The sequence below is a fragment of the Candidatus Poriferisodalis sp. genome (assembly GCF_965237655.1).
Taxonomy (GTDB): domain Bacteria; phylum Actinomycetota; class Acidimicrobiia; order Acidimicrobiales; family Poriferisodalaceae; genus Poriferisodalis.
In genome coordinates, this window is sequence record NZ_CBDEGB010000002.1 from 23210 (window position 1) to 45249 (window position 22040).

General features: G+C 65.8%; 15 protein-coding genes and 1 pseudogene. 8 read left to right on the forward strand and 8 right to left on the reverse strand.

Annotation, left to right across the window (positions count from 1 at the left end; translation table 11 throughout):
- Nucleotides 1-6 precede the first annotated feature (6 nt).
- The 6 genes from ACPXYO_RS08050 to ACPXYO_RS08075 all read left to right on the forward strand — a co-directional run bounded on the left by ACPXYO_RS08050 (nt 7) and on the right by ACPXYO_RS08075 (nt 7319).
- Nucleotides 7-1593 carry a helix-turn-helix domain-containing protein gene (locus tag ACPXYO_RS08050; protein WP_423918801.1) on the forward strand — a complete coding sequence of 529 codons (1587 nt, stop codon included), beginning with the start codon at nt 7-9 and terminating at the stop codon, nt 1591-1593.
- A gap of 8 nt (nt 1594-1601) precedes the next feature.
- A complete protein-coding gene (locus tag ACPXYO_RS08055) occupies nt 1602-2729 on the forward strand; it encodes an NAD(P)/FAD-dependent oxidoreductase (RefSeq protein WP_423918804.1) in 1128 nt (375 codons plus the stop codon).
- A gap of 129 nt (nt 2730-2858) precedes the next feature.
- Nucleotides 2859-4040, forward strand: a complete 1182-nt coding sequence (locus ACPXYO_RS08060; RefSeq protein WP_423918806.1) for a sugar ABC transporter substrate-binding protein — start codon at nt 2859-2861, stop codon at nt 4038-4040.
- A complete protein-coding gene (locus ACPXYO_RS08065; protein ID WP_423918808.1) occupies nt 4037-5578 on the forward strand; it encodes a sugar ABC transporter ATP-binding protein in 1542 nt (513 codons plus the stop codon). Before ACPXYO_RS08060 ends, ACPXYO_RS08065 begins: the two co-directional genes overlap by 4 nt.
- Nucleotides 5578-6555 carry an ABC transporter permease gene (locus ACPXYO_RS08070; RefSeq protein WP_423918811.1) on the forward strand — a complete coding sequence of 326 codons (978 nt, stop codon included), beginning with the start codon at nt 5578-5580 and terminating at the stop codon, nt 6553-6555. Before ACPXYO_RS08065 ends, ACPXYO_RS08070 begins: the two co-directional genes overlap by 1 nt.
- 35 nt (nt 6556-6590) lie before the next feature.
- Nucleotides 6591-7319, forward strand: coding sequence for an aspartate/glutamate racemase family protein (locus ACPXYO_RS08075; protein WP_423918814.1), 729 nt, complete (start codon nt 6591-6593; stop codon nt 7317-7319).
- A gap of 40 nt (nt 7320-7359) precedes the next feature.
- On the opposite strand, the gene ald is transcribed toward ACPXYO_RS08075, so the two are convergent.
- From ald to ACPXYO_RS08105, 6 genes and pseudogenes are all read right to left on the reverse strand, one after another.
- Nucleotides 7360-8472, reverse strand: coding sequence for an alanine dehydrogenase (gene ald, locus ACPXYO_RS08080; RefSeq protein WP_423918817.1), 1113 nt, complete (start codon nt 8470-8472; stop codon nt 7360-7362).
- 66 nt (nt 8473-8538) lie between these two features.
- On the reverse strand, nt 8539-9537 hold the full coding sequence (locus ACPXYO_RS08085; RefSeq protein ID WP_423918820.1) for an ABC transporter permease: 999 nt from the start codon (nt 9535-9537) through the stop codon (nt 8539-8541).
- Nucleotides 9534-11042, reverse strand: coding sequence for a sugar ABC transporter ATP-binding protein (locus ACPXYO_RS08090; RefSeq protein WP_423918823.1), 1509 nt, complete (start codon nt 11040-11042; stop codon nt 9534-9536). The genes ACPXYO_RS08085 and ACPXYO_RS08090 overlap by 4 nt, the downstream gene beginning before the upstream one ends.
- Before the next feature lie 118 nt (nt 11043-11160).
- Complete coding sequence (locus ACPXYO_RS08095; protein ID WP_423918825.1) at nt 11161-12246, reverse strand: sugar ABC transporter substrate-binding protein; 1086 nt, start codon at nt 12244-12246, stop codon at nt 11161-11163.
- 142 nt (nt 12247-12388) lie between these two features.
- The gene (locus tag ACPXYO_RS08100; RefSeq protein WP_423918828.1) at nt 12389-13942 is read right to left on the reverse strand and encodes a hydantoinase/oxoprolinase N-terminal domain-containing protein; all 1554 of its coding nucleotides are present in this window, start codon (nt 13940-13942) and stop codon (nt 12389-12391) included.
- Nucleotides 13932-15005: pseudogene (locus ACPXYO_RS08105) on the reverse strand (DUF917 domain-containing protein). The gene ACPXYO_RS08100 and the pseudogene ACPXYO_RS08105 overlap by 11 nt, the downstream one beginning before the upstream one ends.
- 110 nt (nt 15006-15115) lie before the next feature.
- Here ACPXYO_RS08105 and ACPXYO_RS08110 point away from each other — a divergent pair.
- Nucleotides 15116-16591, forward strand: coding sequence for a PucR family transcriptional regulator (locus ACPXYO_RS08110; protein ID WP_423918830.1), 1476 nt, complete (start codon nt 15116-15118; stop codon nt 16589-16591).
- A 78-nt stretch (nt 16592-16669) separates the two neighbouring features.
- Here the strand turns inward: ACPXYO_RS08110 and purH are convergent, their stop codons facing one another.
- Both purH and purN read right to left on the reverse strand, forming a co-directional pair.
- A complete protein-coding gene (purH, locus tag ACPXYO_RS08115; protein ID WP_423918833.1) occupies nt 16670-18226 on the reverse strand; it encodes a bifunctional phosphoribosylaminoimidazolecarboxamide formyltransferase/IMP cyclohydrolase in 1557 nt (518 codons plus the stop codon).
- A gap of 4 nt (nt 18227-18230) precedes the next feature.
- Nucleotides 18231-18938: a phosphoribosylglycinamide formyltransferase gene (gene purN / locus ACPXYO_RS08120; RefSeq protein ID WP_423918836.1), complete on the reverse strand. Its 708-nt coding sequence runs from the start codon at nt 18936-18938 to the stop codon at nt 18231-18233.
- An 83-nt stretch (nt 18939-19021) separates the two neighbouring features.
- Here purN and ACPXYO_RS08125 point away from each other — a divergent pair, with 83 nt between their 5' ends.
- On the forward strand, nt 19022-22015 hold the full coding sequence (locus tag ACPXYO_RS08125) for a UPF0182 family protein (RefSeq protein ID WP_423915763.1): 2994 nt from the start codon (nt 19022-19024) through the stop codon (nt 22013-22015).
- Nucleotides 22016-22040: the final 25 nt, after the last annotated feature.

Consider the following 22040-nt stretch of genomic DNA (forward strand, 5'->3'; position numbering starts at 1 on the left):
GCCGGTGTGTTGCATTCCAACTCGCGAGCTCGACCACTGACCCTGCGGCAACTGCTCGCCGCGGGTGTGTTCGGCGATTGTCGCGTCGTCTCGGGCGGCCGAGGCCTCGACCGTGTCGTCACTGACGTGGCGGTGGTTGAGCGCTGCGACATGGACACGCCTATGTCGGCCGGACTCCTGATCGCCCTGAACGCGAGCTCGCTGGCGCCGAATTCCTACGCGTTGGACATCGCCCTGCGTGCGGTGCGCGATGGCGATGGTGCCGGACTCGTGGCGCTCAACGCCGTGGCATCGCCTGGGCTCGCCACGCGCCGGCTAGCGGACCGTTTCGAAACCGTGCTCATCGAGGCCGCTGCGCCCGACGTGCTCGCCATGGCCGCCGCCGCACGCGAATTGCTACTGCAGCCCACCGTGCACCAAGCGGCGATGGTGTCCAGGCTGCTGAGTGGCCTGATCGATGTGGACACGGTGCCCGACACCCTCGCCCTTGTAGCGGACGTGATCGGCCGCCCCTGTTCGCTGGTCGAGGCCACCGGTGCGATCGTTGCGGGTCCGGACATGTTCGTCGAGACCGGGGCGCTACGGCACCGACCCTTCAGTTCGCCCCGCGTGGGCGGTAGCGGAACCCCGGGCATGACCTGTCCCGTCATCGTGGTCCCCGGAGAACCTGCCCGGTTCTGGCTTGTCTGCGTGCTCGACGAAGCCGACGAAGCGATCATGGGCACGGGTCTCGACATGCTCGGCGTGGCCTCATGGGCGGTCGGAGCCCACCTCGTGCGGGATCGCCTTGTCATGGAGCGCGACGCCCGCCACCGGTTGGCGCTGCTCAACGAAGTCGTGGGCGGCGGGGAACTGCCCGACGAGACCGTTCTGGCGCAGATGGCCACAGCCGGATGGTCGGCTGCGGGATGGGTGACCGCCTTCCACGTCGAGGTCTCCGGCGGTGTCGATGCCGCCTGGGTGCTGGTCAACACCGACACCTTTGGCGAGCTGCTGCGCTCGTGCGGAGTCGACGGTCCGCTCATCGAACGAACCGACGGCTGGTCGAGCTGGGTGAGTTCCCGCGCTGAACCGCCGGTCGAGGACTATCGAGGAATGGCGCGGCGGCTGCGCGAAGCCATCGGGCAGCTCATCGCCGGCATGGCAGATGTCATGGTGCACGCCGGTGTCGGGCGACCGTCGACGGGTCTGCCTGGTCTGCGGGCGAGCCTCACCGATGCCCGCCAGGCAGCCACTTTGGCAGGTGCCGGCGGACGGCGTGTCGCGGTCAGGCACATCGACGAGCTCGGCATCCAGCGGATCATGCTCGGCTGGTACGGCTCGGCCGACTTCGGGCGCGTGGTGGATGCGTTCTTGTCCCCGCTGGAGGCAACGGATGTCGACGAGACCCTGCTGCGCACCTTGGAGGTGTATCTCGACTGCCAGTCATCGGCGACCAACGCGGCCGGCATGCTCGGCGTCCACCGCAACACGGTGATGAAGCGGATCGACCGCATTTCCGAAGCCCTGCACGTCAACTTGAACGACCCGGACCAGCGGCTGGCGCTGCAGCTCGTCATGCGCAAGCACCGACTCGATCGGTCCCAGCAGTAGTGGCCCCGGTGAACCGACGGTTTGACGTCGTCATCGTGGGTGGAGGCATTGCCGGCGTTTCTGCGGCCTTCGAACTCGCAGGGCGCGGTCACGAGGTTGCCGTTGTCGAACGCGAATCGACGATGACGGCGCACAGCACCGGACGTTCCGCTGCTCAATTCCTGGCCTCCTACGGCGAGGACACCAACCGGCTGCTGAGTGCAGCGTCACGGTCCTTCCTTGACTCCAACGCCAATGGCCTCGCGGACAGCGACGTCCTGTTGCCGCGCAATGTGCTGTGGGTAGCTCCCACCGGGCACGAGGACCACCTCGTCGAGCGCCTGGAAGCCAACGTGACGACGTCGACCGCTTGCGAGGCGCTCGACATCCAACAGGCAACCGAGATCTGCGGCGCCCTCGACGCGGAGTGGCTGGCCGGGGCCGTCCTTGAGTTCGGAGGCTTCGACATCGACGTTGCGGCGCTCCATCAGGCGTACGTGCGAGGCGCCCGAGACCGTGGGGCCGCCATCCTGCGCCAGCACTGCGTGCGCGGTCTCGCCGGGGGCGACGATGGCTGGCAGGTGGAGACGGACGACGGTGTGCTCAGCTGCACAGTCGTCGTGAATGCAGCCGGCGCGTGGGCTGACGAAGTAGCTGCTCTGGCGGGCGCGCCCGCGCTCGGCATGCGGCCCCTGCGCAGGACGATCTTCACGTTCGGGACGCACTACGAATGCGATGAGTGGCCGCTCGTCATCTCGGCCGACGAGACCTTCTACTTCAAGCCCGAAGGCCCGGGCCAGTTGCTGGGGTCGCCAGCCGATGAACACCTCGATCGACCCTGCGATGCCCGGCCGCGCGAGATTGACGTGGCCACCGGCATCGAGGCCATCAACCAGGCGACGTTGCTGGCCGTGCGCTCGGTCCGTTCGACGTGGGCCGGGCTGCGGACGTTTGCGCCCGACCGCATCCCGGTCGTCGGGTTCGACGCTGCCGTTGCAGGGTTCTTCTGGTGCGCTGGCCAGGGCGGAACCGGAATCCAGACCGCTCCAGCCATCGCACGGCTGACGGCCGATCTCATCGGCGACGAGACTCCCGACGAGGCCCGGGCCAAGCTCTCGCCGCAGCTGAACCCGGAGCGGTTCGCCACCACTCGATAGTGCGAACACTTGCGTGCACGAACTGCACCGCAAGACCCTGCAATCACAGCGATCTGCCCATTGAGGGGTAATGAGCACGTCCTTACGGTCGCCTCCATAGGCCTGAACACCAGGCCCAAAGGGGATCCGATGAAGGCACGCCACTTGATGAAACTGCTCGGCGCCGTGCTCGCGTTCACGCTCTTGGCTGCAGCGTGCGCAGACGGCGACGACGACAGCGAGACGACGGAAGGCACTGCGGCAACTGCGCAGCCCGCCGCTGCCTCTTCCGACACCGGAGATGCCAGCGACGATGAGCCCGACGTGGGCGCAGACGACGGCCCAGCAGCCGCCGAGCCGGACGACGAAAGCCCTGCGGACACTGTTGCGCCCGAAGAGCCTGCGGAGGACGAGCCTCCTCCCGAGCCACGCCGGATCGCGTACCTCTCTGCGAGTTCGGCCAACACGTTCTTGTTGGCCTCCGTCGGCGAGATGCAGCGTCTCGCGGATGAGAACAACATCGAAATTGTCGAGTTCGATGCGCAGTTCAACGCTGAGCTCCAAACCACCCAGCTCCAGGACGTCATCGCCAGCGGCAAATACGACGGCATCATCCTGGTAGCGCTTAACGGGCCGGGTCTCGTGCCCGACGTGGAGGCGGCGCTGGCGGGCGGGATGCAGGTCGTGCTGTTCAACCAGATCGTCGGTGCCGACCTTTCCACCAACGAACCCCAAGTGGACGGCATTGCAGCCTCGGTGCTCGCGCCCCCGGTCGTGACCGGTGAGCGGGCCGGACGGCTCACCATCCAGGCATGTGAAGGGCTAGACCCGTGCCGGGTCGTTTACTTCTTCGGCATCCGGGGCATTCCGCTAGACGTTGCGCTCCGGCAAGGATTCGACAGTGTCGTCGTTGACCATCCCAGCATCCAGGTGGTGGCCGAAGGCGAAGGCCAGTACCTCGGGCCGGAGCGAGGGATCAATGCGATCCAGGACATCCTTCAAGTGCAGCCCGAATTCGATGTCGTCGTCGGTGCCGACCAGTCGCTGCAAGGCGTCGAATTGGTGCTCACTGAAGAGGGGATGCTCGGTGACGTCGCCCTCATCGGCCTCGGCGGCTCCTCGCCGGCAGTTGAAGGCGTGAGAGATGGACGCTGGTTCGCGACGGTGTTCTATGCGCCCGCGAGCGAAGGCCGCCTCGCCATGGAAGCGATGATCGCTGCATTGGCCGACGGCACCATCACTGGCGGCGTGGACCCGAACGCAGGCTTTCTCGATGAGGGCCTGGTCACCTCGGCCAACGTCGACCAGTTCACCGCGGAGTGGGATGGGTGATCTCCCGGGCGATTCCCGGACCCGTCCACGTTGAGCTGAAGGACGTCTCCAAGCGGTTCGGATCGACGCAGGCGGTGGACGGCGCAAACCTCGCCGTCCACCGCGGCTCGATCCACGCCCTCGTCGGCGAGAACGGCGCAGGCAAGTCGACGGTCGGCAAGATCATCTCTGGGCTGTATGCCGCCGACAGCGGCTCGCTCAACGTGGATGGCCGGGCAGTTCGGTTCCGATCGCCGCGGCATGCCTTCGACGCCGGCATCACCACCATTGCCCAGGAGCTGGCGCTCGTCCCGGATCGAACCGTCGTGGACAACGTGTTCCTCGGCGTCGAGGCGACGAGGTGGGGATGCGTGCGTCGCTCAGTGTCGTTGAGACGGTTTCGGGAGCTGGCCGACCGCACCGGCATCCTCCTCGATCCCGCGGCGAGGGTCGGCGAGCTCAGCGTGGCTGACCAGCAGCGAACGGAGATCTTGCGTGCCGTAGCCCGTCGCACCGAATTGGTGGTGATGGATGAGCCGTCGGCCCGCCTCTCGACCGCCGAGCGCAGCCAGCTTCACCGGCTGGTGCGCTCGCTGCGCGACCAGGACATCACCGTGTTGTTCATCTCGCACTTCCTCGACGAAGTGCTCGAACTCGCCGATGCAGTGACGATCATGCGCGATGGGCGAGTGGTGCGTACCTCGACACCGTCGTCGGAGACGGCTGACTCTTTGGTCGAAGCCATGATCGGTCGCGAGCTCGACGCCAGCTTCCCGCCGAAGCCGCCGCTTCCCGACGAGCAAGGAACCCCGGCCCTGTGTGTGAGGGGACTGCGGTGCTCGGGCTCATCGCAGAGCACAGCAGGGCTCGATCTCGATGTGGCCGCTGGCGAGATCGTCGGGGTCGCAGGGCTGGTCGGCTCGGGCCGAACGGAGCTTCTCAGAGCCGTCTATGGAGCAGATCCCCTCGCCAGCGGCGACGTCTCGGTCGACGGACGTGGTCTTCGACCAGCACGGCCCGATCGAGCGATTCGGGCAGGCGTGGGTCTCATTCCGGAATCCCGCAAGGACCACGGCCTGCTGATGGAGAGAAGCGTCCGGGAGAACGTGAGCCTGCCGCACCTGCGCCGGTTCGCCACGGCGGGGGTCGTCAATCTCAGCGCCGAACGTCGACTTGTCCGGGCCGCAAATTCCGGTGCCGGCGTGCGCGACGGCGGTATGGAGTCCCCTGTCCGTCTTCTGTCGGGCGGGAACCAGCAGAAGAGCCTCTTCGCTCGCTGGCTGGTGCCGGGGCTCAGGGTGCTGATCGCTGATGAACCGACGCGAGGTGTCGACGTCGGCTCCAAGCGCGCCATCTACGACCTCATCGCCACGGCTGCCTCAGAGGGTCTTGCTGTGCTCGTGGTCTCCTCCGAGTTGGAGGAATTGGTGGGTCTGTGCCATCGCATCCTCGTGATGCGCGACGGCCAGTTCGTCGCCGAGTTCACGCATCCAGACCTCGACGAGACCGAGTTGCTGCGTCATGCCTTCGGCGAAGCAACGTCGAACGGAGTGAGCTAGTGGCCGAATCGGCGGCCCCGCGGGCACCGGCTCCCAGTGCCGGACGCTACCTCGGCGTGCTGGGTCGATTCGGCATCGTCTGGGTGACGCTCGCGCTGTTCGTCGTGCTGGCGGCGACGACCGATGGGTTCCTGACCGGACCGAATCTTCGCAACGTGCTGGACCAGCAAGCCACGCTGCTGATCGCGGCGTCGGTCGCGACGCTCACGATGATCGCCGGCGGGTTCGACGTGTCCATTGCCGCTGTGGCAGTCGTGTCGCCGCTGGTCGCACTGCGAGTGGAGAACGCCACGGACTCGGTCCTGATAGCGCTCCTCGCCGGATGCGCGTTCGGTCTCGCGGTGGGTCTCGCCAATGGCTCGATCGTGGCGTTCGCCAGGATCAACTCGTTCATCACGACGCTCGCCACGTCATTCATCGTGTTCGGCCTGGGCTACATCGTCAGCGAGCGCAGCATTCTGCGGCCGGTCACCGAGAGCTTCCGGAGCATTGCGCGGACGCGCGTGCTGAACCTGACGACCGCGACTTGGATCTCGCTAGCGGTGGTTGCTGTGGCGTGGTTCGCCCTCGCAGGCACCCGTTTCGGCCGTCATGTGTACGCCACTGGCGGCAATGCAGAGGCTGCACGGCTTGCCGGCGTCCGGACGCGGCACATTGTCGTGTCGGTGTTCGCTTTGTCCGGACTCGCTGCTGGGCTGGCGGGTGTCGTTGCGGCCTCGAGAACCATCAGCGCGACGCCATCGGACGACTTCAGCTTCGTCTTCGGCGTGATCGCCGCCATTGTCGTCGGCGGCACTTCGATCGCAGGCGGCACCGGTGCCGTGTGGCGGACCCTGCTCGGCGCGTTCTTCATCGCCTTCATGGTCAATGGCTTCAACCTGCACCAAGTCGACCCGATCTGGCAGCGAGTCATCCAAGGCGTCGTGATTCTCGTCGCGGTGTCTGCCGATGCCTGGTCGCGATCGCGCCGGACCTGAAGACGGAATTCTTGACTCAATCGAAAGGACTTGCCATGAACATCCACATCATCGTTCCCATCACCTCCGATTCGTTCAACGAACTCATCGCCCAAGAGGCACGTAGCTTCTTGGGGCCGGACATCGAGATCGAGGTTTCGTGTCTGACAAGCGGCCCGGCCTCGATCGAGTCGTTCTACGACGAGGCCTTGGCCGGCCCGGGAATCGTCTCGGAGACGATGCGGGCAGCCGCGGCGGGGGCCGACGCCGTTTTCATTACGTGCTTCGGCGATCCTGCCGTTCCAGCGGCGCGAGAGCTTGTGGATATCCCGGTCGTCGGCGGATTCGAGCCTGCCGTTGCGACGGCGCTCAACCTGGGGGAACGGTTCTCAGTGGTCACCGTTCTGGAGAACGTCGTGCCGATGATTTCGGGGCTCGCGACGCGCATGGGCATCCGGGATCGAATGGCGTCCGTTGAAGTGATCGACACGCCGGTGCTCGAACTGCATGACGGCGATGCGCTGCTCGACAGCCTCACGGCGGCGTCACATAGCGCTCTCGATCGCGGTGCCGATGTGCTGGTGCTTGGCTGCACCGGGATGCTGGACGTTGCGGCTGCGCTGCAGTCTCGCCTTGAGTCAGAACGGGTGCGGGTGCCCGTCGTCGATCCGACTGGTGCCTCGCTTGGGCTCCTGCTCACGTTGCAGTCCATGGGGCTGAAGCCGAGCCGGCGCACCTACATGCCGCCGCCCGACAAGGCGCGAACCGGCGCCGCGGGCGCGTAGCTGGCAGGCAAGCTGCGCGAGACCTCGGATCATCGGTCCGTCAGTCGAGAGCGACGAGGGGATCGGTGTAGGGGACACCGATGGCGGCGGCCACGCGCGGCTCGGTGATTCGACCCTTGTACACGTTGAGGCCGTCCCGAAGGTGTGGATCGGCACGCAGGACGTCGAGCCCTTGATCAGCGATGGACAGCACCCGCGGCAGCGTGACATCACTGAGCGCGCGTGTGGCGGTCAGCGGAACCGCGCCTGGCATGTTGGCCACGCAGTAGTGGACGACCCCATCGTGGATGAACGTCGGTTCGGCGTGGGTGGTCGGTCGTGAGGTCTCAATGCAGCCGCCCTGATCGATGGCTACATCCACCACAACCGAACCGGCACGCATCTTGCGGATCATCTCGACTGTCACGAGACTGGGGGCACGGGCTCCGGTCAGCAGCACAGCGCCGATGACCAAGTCGGCGCCGATCACCTCCGACTTCAGCACCGCACGTGTCGACATAACCGTCACCACCCCAGTGCCGAAGCGCTGGTCAAGATGGCCGAGCACCTCAGGGTCGATGTCGAGCACTCGCACATCGGCGCCCATGCCAATGGCGATTTCTGCAGCGTTCTCGCCAACTACCCCGCCACCGATGATCACCACCCGTGCCGGTGGCACGCCAGGCACGCCGCCGATGAGGACTCCCGCACCTCCGTGCGCTTTCTCCAGCGCCCATGCGCCTGCCTGAACGGCCAAGCGGCCGGCCACTCTCGACATCGGCGCGAGCAGAGGCAGACCGCCACGCGCATCGCTGACGGTTTCATAGGCGACGCATGCCGCTCCCGACGCCAGCAGATCCGCGGCCTGCTCTGGATCGGGAGCGAGATGCAGGTACGCGAACAGGATCTGATCGGGGCGGAGAAGCTTCCGTTCTGACGGCTGTGGCTCCTTCACCTTGACCACTAGCTCAGCAGCTCTCCACACATCTTGAGCCACGGGGGCGATCTCGGCTCCCGCAGCTTCATAGTCGGAATCCGCGGATCCAATGCCTGTACCCGCCCCGGACTCGACGATCACTCCATGACGGTGACGCACCAGCTCGCCCACGGCATCGGGCGTCAGCCCGACTCGTTGTTCGCCGGACTTCGTTTCTCGGGGCAACCCAACGATCACGTGATCACCTCCATGATCTACACAGTGCAAGAAGATTCGGGAGCACCGGTCGGGAGTCCGCTCAGGTCACCCGGTTGTGCGCGCCCGTCGAGCCCAGGCGTCAAGACCGACTGCCACCAGGATGACGACGCCTTGTATGACCCGCTGCCAGATCGGGTCGACCTGGTGGATGTTGAAGCCATTGACCATGAAGGCGATGAACAACGCCCCGAGCACCGTTCGCCACACGGCGCCCTCACCGCCGGCGATGGATGTTCCGCCTACGACGATGGCGGCAATGACGGCGAAGACGAAGCTGAAGTCGTCCGACGGCAACGCACTGCCGGACCGGGCTGCATTGAGCGTGCCCGCGAGCCCTGCTGCGGCACCCGACATGACGAATGTCGCCGAAGTGGTGAGACGCGTATTGACGCCGGAAAGCAACGCTGCTTCGGCATTCCCGCCAGTCGCGTAGACGTAGCGACCGAACTTGGTCCGGCTGAGCACGAGCCACGCCAATCCGACTACGGCGATGCTGAACCACGTGGCAGCGGTGAGACCGAATATGCGCTCGCGTGCCAAGTCCGACCACGCTCGAGTCTCGGGACGCAATATGGAGCGGTCGCTGATCAGGAACCCGGCGCCGAACCATATGAACGATGTGGCGAGCGTCGCGATAAACGAGCCGATTCGGGCGTAGGCCACCACCACGGCGTTGAACACGCCGGCCCCTACCCCGAAACCCACCCCTGCCAAGACGCCGATCAAGATGGAGTGGGACGCGTTCAGCGCTTGGATAGCGACGATGGCGGAAGTGACGAAGACTGCCGCCTGGGAGATATCGAAGCCGCCGCCGATGATGGTCAGGGTGGCGAAGGAGGCCGCTATCAGGATCAGTGACTGCTGGTCGAGGACATTGCGGAGGTTCGCGCCCCGCAGGAATCCGTCCGTCGTCACTCCCAGGATCCCGAACAGAGCGATGGTCACCCACAGGATTCCGTAGCGAGTGAGCAGCACGCGCACCCGCCGGGTCCCGGCATCGAACATCGATACGGCCGCCAGTCTGGATGCGGAGACGTCTGTCATCGGGTCTCCCCGGCCGTAGTCGCGAAGGCGGCTCCGAGAATGCGGGTCTCGTCGAGTTCATCGCCTGCAAGTTCCAGCACGATCTGCTGATCTCGCACGACGAGGACACGGTGCGCAAGCCCCATCACCTCGTCGAGCTCGGACGAGACGAACAGCACCGCCAAGCCCGCCGAAGCGGCGTCGGTGATCAGGTTGTAGATGGCCCGCTTCGCACCGACGTCGATACCCCGGGTCGGTTCGTCTGCGATGAGCACTGACCTCGAGTTGAGGAACCAGCGAGCGAACAGGCTCTTTTGCTGATTGCCCCCCGACAGTTCCATCACGGCCTGTTCGATCGACGACGACCGGATGTCCACCACCTCGGTCGCTTTGGTGACGGCTTGGTTCTCGGGCTGTCGTCGCATCCAGCCCAGTCGGCTCAGGACGTCGAGATGGGGCAGCGCCACGTTGTCTCGGATCGAACGTCCCAGAAGCAAACCCTGATCCTTGCGCGACTCGGGAATCAATCCCATGCCGGCGCGTATGGAGTTGCGCGTCGATCGGCGCTTGACGAGTCTTCCGCACGCGGTGACCTCGCCTTCGGCGCGGCGATCCGCACCGTAGATGGCCCGGGCGATCTCTGATCTTCCCGAACCCACCAGACCGGCAAGACCGACAATCTCCCCCGCCCGCACCGTCAAGTCGATCTCCGGCCCTGTTCCGCCGCATCGGAGCCCACGAACATCAAGCACGATCGGTGCATCGGGTGGCGGAACTGACTTGGGCGGAAAGCTGGTGTCGAGCGTCCTGCCGATCATCGCTTCGACAAGCGTCAGTTCTGTCTCCTCCCTCGCAGGCCTGCTGCTGACAAGTGCGCCGTCGCGCAGCACCGACACCGCGTCAGCTGCCTCAAGAACTTGGTCGAGGAAGTGCGATACGAGTATCACCGTCGTGCCCTCTCGCGAAAGGCGGGCGACTATCGAAAGCAACGTCTGGGCCTCGTCAGTGGATAGCCGAGCAGTTGGCTCATCCATGATGATCAGGTTCGCATTGCGCCCCAGAGCACGAAGGATCTCGACTTTCTGTTGCTCTGCCACTGTGAGATCCATGACGAGTGCGTCAAGCGGGACGTCAAATCCGACTCGCTCGATGATCGAATCGAAGCGTCGCCGTTGCTCACGCGTTCGCACGAAGCCGGCTCGGGACGGCTCGCCGCCGAGGAAGACATTGTCCCGGACGTTGCGTGCGGGTACCAGCGACAACTCCTGGGCCACCATCGTGATGCCCTGTGCCAAGGCGTCGCGGGGAGATCGGAATATCACACGCTGCCCGTCGACGAGGATGCTTCCTACGTCGGGACGGTGAACGCCGGCGATGATCTTGCCAACGGTGGACTTGCCCGCGCCGTTCTCGCCGACCAGTGCATGCACCGACCCGCGGTCGATCGAGAGCGACACGTCGTCGACTGCTGTCGTCGCCCCGAACAGCTTCGACACGGCGCGCAGCTCGACGTGTGCCTCCGGCATCTTGTCCTGACTTGATGGAGGCCGGACCGTCGAGTGCGACCCGCGCGGGCGGGATCGGGCGGGATGCGCGCGCTCCGGTGTCGTGAATGACCGCATCCCGCCCGATCCGTTCAAGAGATCAACCGTCCCACTGTCCTGTGAACTGGTCCACATTCTCAGCGGTGACCAGACCGTTGTCCGTCACGTTCGCTAGGGGATTGATTCCTCCCGAGAACGTGCCTTCGGTCAGAGCCAAGATCATGGCGTTCATGGCATTGGCGCCTTCGGATCCCGGCGCTCCGAAGACCACGCCAAACCAGCGCCCTTCGGCCACGGCCTGCAGACCGGTGATCGACCCTCCGAGTCCGATGAGCTTCACGTCGTCCATGTCTTCGTCTCCGAGCACGATCTCGACGCCTTGGATCGACTGGTCGGCTCCCATGACCACGTCAAATGCGGGTTGTGCGATCAGGATGTCCTGAATCGCGTTGATGCCGCCTTCAGGTCCGAGGTACTGACCTTCGCCCTCCGCCACGATGTTCACGCTCGGGTTGCGAGCCAGGACGTTGTCGAACCCCTCTTTCAGTGCCACATCGAGAGGGAATCCCTTGATGCCGTAGAGGTACACGACCCGGCACGGGTCGATCCCCTCGCACGCCTGCACGGTCAGCTCGCCCATGCGCTCGCCGTTCTCTACAGGCGGCGCGAGTGAAGACGCTGCTATCCCTTCGACCTGCGGGGCGCCCTCTGCCAGGTCATCACCCACGACTGTGTTCAGCACGACGACTTGAATGCCTTGGGCCAGAGCGTCCTCGATGTCGGGTATGAGGCCGGGGCCGTTGACGGCCGCCACGATCACCCCGTCGTACTCGCCTGAAGCGATCACGTCCTGGAGCTGAGCAGTCTGAGCCGCTGGGTCGAACGCGGCATCGAATTCGACCATCTCGATGCCGTTCTCATCTGCGATTCGCTGCATCTGCTCACGCGAGCTCGCATACCAGGTGTTCGCCGAGCTGCCTGACAAGTAGGCGATACGGAGGCCTTCGGTCGAGGTGACCTGCTCGCTCTCTTCGGCTGCCGGCTCGGGAGTGGGCTCGTCCGGTCCCTCTTCGACTGCGGTCGTCTCAGCCGTGCTTTGGGTCTGTTGCGCAGCGGCGTCAGTGGATTCGACTTCGTCCTCGGCCGACGGCGTGTCGTCTCCGCCGCATGCAGCAACTGTCAACACGAACACACAGAGGAGTGCGCCTATTCGCGGCGACAGCCGCCTCTTTGTCCATCTCATTGCTGATTCCCCTTCCTCACACCTCTGGTGTGTTTGTCTCGTTGTGGAGCGCCTCTCACACGGTCCGCCGGCGAGACGGATCGACTTACTGCAGCGGTCCCGCAGCTTTGACTCGCAATCTCAAGACGTCGTCCTTCAGATAAGCCATCGTCAGTTCTTCCAGTGCCACGACTTCGGTCCGTTCGGGCTCGGCCCCCAAGGCGATGGCGGATCCGATGGCTGCGTCTCTGGCGCGCTTAATGACCTCGTCGCGACCGCCGGGGCCGAGGACCAACAGCTGGTCCACCTCGGCGCTGATGGGAGCGATCGCGGCGCCGATCGCATTCGCGACTTCGTAGTTTTCGGGCCGATGAACTTCGCTCACGCCGGCGAGCGAGTCCGGCAGCAACACACTGCCGCCGCCGACGGCGATGACCGGTTGCTCGGAACGAGTGAGCTTCATCCGGTCGATCGAGTCTTCGAACATTTGGTCGATGCGTGCGATGGCCTCGACGGCCCGCAGCCCACTGACCTCGTCGACCGGATGGTGTCCCATGGTCGCTCGGCCGGACCGGACCGCCATGTCGCTGAGGGTGAGCACCGGGCCACCGAAGCACAACGCCTCAGATGTCAGCTGATACCCCACGCTGTCCGGGCCGATCACGAGATCGCCGCCGTCTGTACGCACTCGCGTCCCGCCACCGAGTGCGATCGACAGCAGGTCAGGCATGCGAGAGTTCGTCTGCACACCGCCGATCTCCACCGGGATCGCCGACTCTCGCGGGAACCCGTTCGCCAGCACGCCGACATCGGTCGACGTGCCGCCGACATCCACGACAATGGCTTCGCGCAGGCCCGTCAGGTACGCAGCCCCGCGCATGGAGTTGGCTGGGCCGCTGCCCACCGTCAACACCGGAAACTCCAGCACCCGCTCGAGCGCCATCAACGTCCCGTCGTTCTGGGCGAAGTACGGCGTGGCCTCGATGGCTTGGTCGCGGAGCGCTGCGCTGAGACCGTCGACGATCTGCCGTGCGACGCGTCGCAGAGCTGCATTCAGCACGCACGCGTTTTCTCGTTCCAGGATGCCGATGGAGCCGATGTCGCAGCTCAACGAGATCGGCGTGTCCTCGCCGAGCACATCGGCCGCGACGGCGGCCGCGATGTGCTCATGTTCGGCGGAGACGGGCGAGAAGATGCTGGTGATCGCGCAGGCTTCCGGACGCTCGGGAAGTTCCTCGAGGAATCGCCTCAGCCCAGGTTCGTCGAAGGGGACGTGCTCGCGGCCGTCGAACTCGAAGCCGCCGTCCACGATGACCTCGCCGGCGGAGACGACGGTGCGGAGATCGGCCGGCCAGGTGGACAGCGGCGGCACCGACCGGGTAGCGGGACCGCCGATCCGGATGACCGTCACCGAAGCCAGGTCGCGACGCCGGAGAACGGCGTTCGTTGCGTGCGTAGTCCCGAGCATCACCCGGGAGATCGACGCCGGGATCACGCCGTTGGCCGACAGCACCATCTGGATCGCAGTGGCCAATCCCTCGTCGACGTCTTCGGTCGTCGGCGTCTTGACCTTGGCCACCAACTGCAACTCGTCGTCGAGCAGAACAGCGTCGGTATTGGTGCCGCCCACGTCGACCCCGATGCGATACTCACCGCGCATTGAGCTTCTCCAGTGGGCGGTAATCGAACGCGTAGTCGAAGGCCCGAGGTCCGGCGACAGCGAGGGCTTCCGGCGTCCGCCAGAGCTCATTGATCGGCAAACCGACGACAGTGACCAGCTAGCCGTACCGCAGCAGCTCGGTGACGATGGGGCGAGCTGTGTGCAGGTCGACTGCGGTGATGATGTCGGGAACGCTGGCCAGCACCTTGCCGTCCTCGATGAGCACGGTGTTCTCGTTCTGGAACTCGAGCCGGGCCATTCGGCCGGTGCACGCTCCGACGCCCTCAATGGTTGCCGACCCGCGAGCGAATCCTTCGGTGGTACGACGGTCTACGTCGACGACTTTTCCCTCGATGAGCGCTAGGCCGCCGAGGTGTTCGCACAAGGCCCTGACCGGATCGTCGGATGCTTCCAGCATCACTCGACCAGCCGAGATGGCGAGGGTGATCGAGTTCCTAACCGTGGCTTCCTTTGCCGTGCCGACAGTCATCGGGTAGAGGCAGATCGTCGCCTCGGCTCCCATCGCGGTGCACACCGAGCGCGCGAGGTCCTCGGTCCACTTCGCAGTCGTGGTCGACAACGTCACCACGTTGCCCCGTTCATCGGTCATCGCGGCCGGACTCACCGACACTCCCGCTAGTGCCGCCGTCGTCATCTGAAGCTCCGGGAAGGCTCGACCCATCAGATCGGCGTCGACAACTGGGAGCCCGGCCCAAGCAGCCCACGCGAAGGGGACAACGCCGTTGAGGCCTCCAAGCTCCAGGCAGCAGATGGCAGCGGCCTCGGTGCCGGTTCTTGTCTCGATGGCTTCCTGGAGTCTGAGCGCTTCGGATCCCGATCCAAACTTCTCGACCATCACCGTCGTCGCGCCCATCATGCAGATCGGCAGGATCAGCTGCTCTTCGGAGAGTTCGTCGAGGTCGAGCAGCTGAACTGGCCCTGTCCGCGCAATGGCCTGAGACGCCATGTGGAAGCCCAGCAGGGGATCCCCGCCGCCCCCGCTGCCGAACACGGCAGCACCCAGAGACAACCATTCGAGCTCGCGGGGACCAATTTCCAGCATCACCCCGACCGTAACTTCGATACCTTGACGGTTCGCCCAATTCTTGGTGCATTAATGAAGAAATTTGCTATTACTTGTGCTAAGCGCACAGAACACATAGGTTCACGGACATGCGCCTCGGAGAGCTGGTGAACCACAATCCGTCGATCAGCGTCCTGCAGGCATCGGCGGCAGCGCTGGACCGAGACGTGGGATCTCTTCAGATGATCGACAGCTATGACGCCATAGGGGCGGCGAACGAGGGCGCGCTGTTGGTGCTGGCACCAGCGCTTTCCGCTGAGGCTTCCTCGTACCGCTTCGACCTGGGCTTGGGACAGGCCCCTGAGGGCGTCGCCGGCATTGCGCTATCGGGACAGGCTGATGCGCCGTCGGCCACGGCGATGCGGGCTGCCGAACGACGGAATCTTGGGCTCGTGGCGCTTGCTCCGGGTGCCGACGTGGCGGCGATCGCCGTGCACGTGCGAGACGTCAATGTCGGTGGGCACCGCGAAGCGGTCACTCGCTTGGAGAATCTCTGCCGAATCGTCGACTCCCACGATCCTGGCACCGAGGATCTCTCCCAGCTGCTTGGCCACTTGTCGGCGGCATTGGACTGCGACGTAACCCTCGAATTCGAGCGTCTCAACGTCACAGCCGTGCCTCTCGACACCGGCTCGGGGCGGCCCATTTTCCTCACGCTCCATACGAGAACAACAGACGTCATCGCCCGCGCCGCGTTGACCTATGCCGGCCGTGCCATCGAGGAGACCCTGCGACGGGATTTCGAACAAGCCAACTTTCCCGTGCGGTCCCGCGGGGAGCTCCTCAACGAATTCCTTCTGAGCGACGCCAGCACGAGCGCGGAAGCCCTTGCGAGGCTTCGCCGGAGCGGCTTCGCGGTGGAGGGGCACCACCTCGGAGCCCATGTTGATCTCCACAATCTTGCTGTCGGCGGTCACGATGCGGCCGACAACTACCGGCGCCAGCTGCGTGCCGCCCGGGTGCTTATCGACAAAGTCATTGCCGGCGACGACTCGTGGACGTCCGCGGGGACGAATGCGTCAGTCCTGCTGATCATGAGTGAGCACCGCCACAATCCCCGGCACGCTGAGATCTTCGATGCCCGGCTGCGCTCGGGGCTCGCACAACTGGAAGAGGTCGAACCGAGTCTGGAATGGTCCGCCGGAGTCGGATCCGTGCAGGGCGGCGCCGCCGGGCTTCGCAACACAGCCGACGAGGCGTTCTCGGCGCTCCGGGCCGCGAAAGCGGGAGGCATCACCAACCAGCTCCACCACTTCGACCGGCTCGGCTTCGCCCGGGCACTCATCCGGTGGTACGAGGTTGACGATGTCCGGGCGACGATCGATGAGCTGCTTGCACCGCTGGCCGAACTAGGCGAAAACAAGATCGGCGAGGCGGTTCGCACGCTGCGGACGTACTTGGACTCGGGTCAGAACGTCAAGCTGACCGCTCATCGACTGCACGTGCACCGAAACACCGTCCGGTACCGCATCAATCGCATATTGGATGCCCTCGAGGTTGACCTCGCCGATCCTGAGCAGAGGCTCCTCGTAGAACTCGGCACCCGCGCCATGCGGGTGAGCTAGGGCTCACACTGACTCGCAGCGCAGCAACGCCGATGCGCTAGTGCCGGCTGTGTTTGATGGCTCCGGCACCCGTTGGCGTCAATGCCGGAACTGACGCTCGCCGGTGAAGAGCATGGCGAGGCCGAGTTGGTTGGCTCGGGCGATGACGTCGTCGTCTCGCAGGGCGCCGCCGGGCTGCACCACTACCGCCACGCCGGCTTCGGCGGCGGCTTCGACGCCGTCGGGGAACGGGTAGAAGGCGTCGCTGGCGCAGGCGCCGCCCGCGGCACGCCCGTCGGCCTTTGAGGCGGCGAGCTGGCCTGACTCCACCCGGTTCTGCTGGCCGGCACCGATGCCCCACGCCGTGCGGTCACGCGCCAGCACGATGGCGTTCGACGTGACATGCCCGCACACTCGCCAGGCGAAGCGGGCGTCGGCCAGCTCCTGCTCGGTCGGCCGGCGTTGGGTCACCACCTGCCAGTCCTCGGGCGCTGAGGCGAAGGCATGCGGCGACTGCGCCAACCAGCCGCCGTTGATCTGCCGCAGCGAGATGCCTGCGGCGTCAGGCCGAGGCCCCTCCAGCACGCGGGTGTTGCGTCGTTTCGCCGCGATGCGCTCGATCACACCGTCCTCGTACCCGGGCGCGATCACCAAGTCGGCCTGTGCCGCGGCTTCCAGGCGTTCGACCGTGTCCAGGTCGACCACCCGGTTGAACGCCACGATGCCTCCGAACGCCGAGCGGGCATCGCAGTCGTACGCCCGCTGGTAGGTGTCGGCAAGATCGTCGCCGGCGGCCGCACCGCACGGGTTGGCGTGCTTCACAATGACCACAGCCGGGCAGTCCTCGGCATCGCCCAGGTCGTGCACGATTCGCCAAGCCGCATCGGCGTCGAAGAAATTCAGATAGCTCAGCGCCAGCCCGCGGTGTTGGAAGGCGTGGTCCCACCAGGTCAGCTCGCCGACCGGGCGATACCGGGCTCCGAGGTGGTGCGGGTTCTCGCCGTAGCGGCACTCGTCGACCCGCTCCAGCGCCAGATGCACGGTGGGCGGCAGGGGAGCGCCCCCCGGATCGGTGGTCTCGGATTCCGCGTCGTCGGCCGGCTCGTCCAGCCAGCTGACAATCGCCGCGTCGTACGCAGCCGTATGTGCAAAGGCGCCCCGCGCCAACCGCCGCCGGGTCGCGGGGCTCAACGCACCCAGCTCAGCCAGCTCGGCCAGCACCGGCTCGTAATCGGCCGGGTCAACCACCACACCGACACCACCGGCGTCGTCGCCGTGGTTCTTGGCGGCGGCCCGCACCATCGCCGGTCCGCCGATGTCGATCAGCTCCGGACCCGGATCGGACCGGAACGGGTACAGGTTGCACACCACCAGGTCGATGGCCGCAATGCCGTGCTCATCCAATGACGCCAGATGGGCAGGCTTCGACCGGTCCGCCAGGATCCCGCCGTGGATCCGCGGGTGCAGCGTCTTCACCCGACCGTCGAGCATCTCGGGGCTGCCGGTCACGTCTTCCACCGCCAGCACCGGCACACCCGCATCGGCCAGTGCCCCAGCGGTCCCGCCGCTCGACACAATCTCCCAGCCAAGCCCCGACAGCCGAGTCGCGAAGTCCACCACGCCGGTCTTGTCCCACACCGAGATCAACGCCCTCATCGGGTCAGTCCCTCCTGAATCCTGTAATGGCTGCCAGTCTGCCGCCAGTCAAACCTCCGACCAGTGCAGCGCCCTCATCGGTCTCGCAGCGCTCCAAGAACGCCGCAATCGTCGCCGGGTACAGCTCTCGCTCCACGGTCTTGATCCGCTCGTGCAGTGTGGTCTCATCGTCGCCTGCCAGCACTGGCACTGCACGCTGCGCCAGCACCGGGCCCGCATCCACCTCTGAAATCGCGACATGCACCGTGCAGCCCGACTCGGTGGCCCCCGCAGCCAGGGCGTCGCGCACCGCATACCAGCCCGGAAACGCCGGCAGCAGCGACGGGTGCGTGTTCAGCACCCGCCCCCGGTAACGCCCGCCGCCCCACTCGAAGAACGATCCATCCAGCACAGTGCCGAAGCCGGCCATCGCCACCACGTCCACGTCTCGTCCGGCCAGCGCAGCCGCCAGCTCGCAGCTGTAACCGTCCCGGTCGAATCGCCGCCGGCCCGATCCACCCGACTCGCCGCCCGCACCAGCCCCGCCGGATCGCCCAGCCACCTCGACCATCCAATACTCACGCTCCACCAGCACCGTTTCGATCCCGGCATCGGTTGCAATCCTCAGCCCACGGCACGCCCGATCGGCCGCCACCAAGCCCACCGGCAGCCCGCAGCCCAGCATCGCTTCGAGGATCGAGCCGGTTCCCGAAACCAATGCCGCCAGGCGCACCCCGCCGAACCTACGCGCCTCGCCCGCCGACAGCGCGGTCCGCTGGCTGCGGCGCCCACGCGCCCCAGTAGCCTCGCTGCCGTATGCGTCCCCCCGAGGACATGCCGCCTCCCGCGTCCGAGCAGCCCCAGCAGCCTCGGCGGGTGCCGCGCCGTCGCAACATCAACCGTTTCCGCCTGATCATCGGCATCGTCATCGGCGCCGGGCTGATCCTGCTGCTGTCCATTCGCGGCCTGGCGGGCTTCTACACCGACTACCTGTGGTTCGACAGCTTGGGCTTCGCCTCGGTGTGGTGGAAAGTGCTGTGGGCCAAGATCGGCCTCGGCCTGCTGTTCACAGCGATCTTCTTCGTCCTGCTGTGGGTGAACCTGTTCATCGCCGAGCGCATGGCCGCCAAGTCGGCCCCTCCAGGCCCGCCCGAGGACATCGCCGCCCGCTGGCGCCAGATGAGCCGCCGGCGCCGCGGCCTCATCCGCATCGCCGTCGCACTGATCCTGGCCTTCATGGTCGGCTCGGGCGTCTCGGGCCAGTGGCAAGCGTGGCTGTTCTTCATCAACAGCACCGAATTCGGCCTCACTGACCCGCAGTTCGGCCGCGACGTCGGCTTCTACATCTTCCGCCTGCCGTTCTTCAACTTCCTGATCGGCTGGGCCTTCGCGGCCGTGCTGGTCACGTTCATCTTCACCACGATCTGGCACTACTTGAACGGGGCAATCCGGGTTCAGGCCCCCGCAGGCAGCCGGGTCATACCGCAAGTGAAGGCACACCTGTCGCTGCTGCTAGGTCTGCTGGCGCTCATCAAGGCCGTCGGGTACTACTTCGACAGATTCGAGCTGACGCTGTCGACGCGGGGCTTCGTGGACGGTGCCACCTACACAGACGTGAACGCGCAGCTGCCCGTCCTGCAGCTGCTCATGATCATCAGCATCTTCAGCTTCTTGCTGCTGATCGTGAACATCTGGCGGCGCGGCTTCACCTACCCGGTCATCGCGGTGGCGTTGTGGGTGGTCGTTGCCGGCTTGGCGGGAGCGGCGTATCCGGCCATCGTCCAGCGCTTCCAGGTGGAGCCCTCGGAGTCCACCCGGGAGGCCCTCTACATCGAGCGCAATATCGAGATGACCCGCATAGCACTCGGGCTCGACGACGTGACGCCGCGTGAGTTCAACTTCACACCGGAGCTGACCGCCACCGACATCGAGAACAACTTCGAAACGGTGCGCAACGTGCGGCTGCTGGACCCGGCCGTCATGCAGGACACGTTCCAGCAGACCCAGGGCATCAAGAGCTTCTACGACTTCCGCGACATCGACGTGGACCGGTACGAAATCGATGGCAAGGTCACCCAGATCGTGCTGGCGGCCCGTGAGCTGCGGCCCACCGAGCTGCCGACCGACACGTGGGAGACCGAGCACGTCGCCTACACCCACGGCTACGGCGTGGCGGCGGCGCCGGCCAATACGGTGGACTCCAACGGCCGGCCGGCGTACGCACTGGGCGACATCCCGAACGTGATTTCTCCGGGTGCTGAGGCCCTGGAGCTGGACGAGCCCGGGCTGTATGTGGGCGAGGACCTGCCGGGCTACGCCATCGTGGGCGCCCGGCGTGCCGAGGTCGACTTCCAGGACGATGACGACCGCACCAAGACGACTCGATATGACGGCTCCGACGGAGTGGGCATCGGCGGTTTCCTGCGGCGGCTGGCGTTTGCGATGCGCTTCGCCGAGCCGAACCTGCTGGTCTCGGGCGAGATCACCGGCGACAGCCGGATTCTCTACAACCGCGACATCTCCGACCGGGTGCGGCTGCTGGCCCCGTTCCTGTCCTACGACAACGACCCCTATCCGGTTGTCATCGACGGGAAGGTGAAGTGGGTGCTCGACGCCTACACGACCACGTCGCAGTTCCCGTATGCGCAGCGGACTAATTCGCGGGCGGCGACGCCGGGGAGCGATCTGCGTCAGCCGCTGAACTACGTGCGCAACTCCGTGAAGGCCGTGGTGGACGCCCACGACGGGACGGTCACGTTCTATGTTGTGGATGACGACGATCCGATCGTGCAGTCCTATATCAAGCAGTTCCCTGCGCTGTTTGCCGATGGCTCGCCGCCGGCCGAGCTGCGTGAGCACTTCCGGTACCCGGAGGACCTGTTCCGGGTGCAGACCGATGCGTGGGGCCGTTACCGCCTGGACAAGCCGTCGGAGTTCTACGACGCAGCCGGGGCATGGGCGGTTGCGCAGGACCCGGGCGATTCGATCGGGCAGACCACGGTCGAGACGGTGCGCGACGAGACGACCGGGCAGGTGATCGCGACGGTCGAGGCTCGGATTTCCCCGCAGTACTTGCTGTTCCGATTGCCGGGGGACGACTCTGCCTCGTTTGTGATCTTCCGGCCGTTCGTGCCGTTCTCCGAGGACGACTCTCGTAAGAACCTCGAAGGTTTCATGGTGGTCCACAACGATCCGGACCGTTATGGCCAGATCGAGGTGTTCGAGATCCGGTCTGATCAGCCGATCGACGGTCCGGCGCTGTTCAACTCGAACATCCAGACCGAGGAGGAGATCTCCGAGCGGCTGACGCTGCTGAATCAGAACGGCTCGGTGGTGCGGCCCGGCAACCTGCTGCTGATCCCGGTGGAGAACTCGCTGCTGTATGTGCGGCCGCTGTTCATTGCGGCGACCGGGCCGACGGCGGTGCCCGAGCTGCAGCTGGTGATTGCCGGCATCGGCTCGAACGTGGTGATCTCAGAGACCTTCGAGGGGGCACTCGAGAAGGCCATCGGCGGTGTTGACATCGACATCGGCAATGAGACGGTGAGCCTGACGGGTGCGGCGCCGGCCGTGACGCCTGATGATGCCCCCGACGAGCCGGCGGCAGCTGCGCCTGCCGACGACGAGCCAGAGCCGACGCTGGACACCGACACGGTGAGCAACCTGCTCGAGCGGGCCGCGACGGCCTTCAACCGGGCCGATGCGGCGCTGCGCGAAGGCGACCTGGCGGCCTACCAGACGGCCGTTGACGAAGCCGAGAGCCTGATCGCCAGGGCCGCCCGCATTCTCGAACAAGCCGCCACCGGCTAGGCCGCTCATTTGGCAGAGTTTGCCA

What these genes read in the sequence shown, in the direction of transcription:
- ACPXYO_RS08060 (WP_423918806.1), top strand. Translation starts at nt 2,859, where the DNA reads ATGAAGGCACGCCACTTGATGAAACTGCTCGGCGCCGTGCTCGCGTTC.
- ACPXYO_RS08075 (WP_423918814.1), top strand. Translation starts at nt 6,591, where the DNA reads ATGAACATCCACATCATCGTTCCCATCACCTCCGATTCGTTCAACGAA.
- ACPXYO_RS08085 (WP_423918820.1), bottom strand. Translation starts at nt 9,537, where the DNA reads ATGACAGACGTCTCCGCATCCAGACTGGCGGCCGTATCGATGTTCGAT.
- ACPXYO_RS08090 (WP_423918823.1), bottom strand. Translation starts at nt 11,042, where the DNA reads ATGCCGGAGGCACACGTCGAGCTGCGCGCCGTGTCGAAGCTGTTCGGG.
- ACPXYO_RS08100 (WP_423918828.1), bottom strand. Translation starts at nt 13,942, where the DNA reads ATGCGCGGTGAGTATCGCATCGGGGTCGACGTGGGCGGCACCAATACC.
- ACPXYO_RS08110 (WP_423918830.1), top strand. Translation starts at nt 15,116, where the DNA reads ATGCGCCTCGGAGAGCTGGTGAACCACAATCCGTCGATCAGCGTCCTG.
- purH (WP_423918833.1), bottom strand. Translation starts at nt 18,226, where the DNA reads ATGAGGGCGTTGATCTCGGTGTGGGACAAGACCGGCGTGGTGGACTTC.
- ACPXYO_RS08125 (WP_423915763.1), top strand. Translation starts at nt 19,022, where the DNA reads ATGCGTCCCCCCGAGGACATGCCGCCTCCCGCGTCCGAGCAGCCCCAG.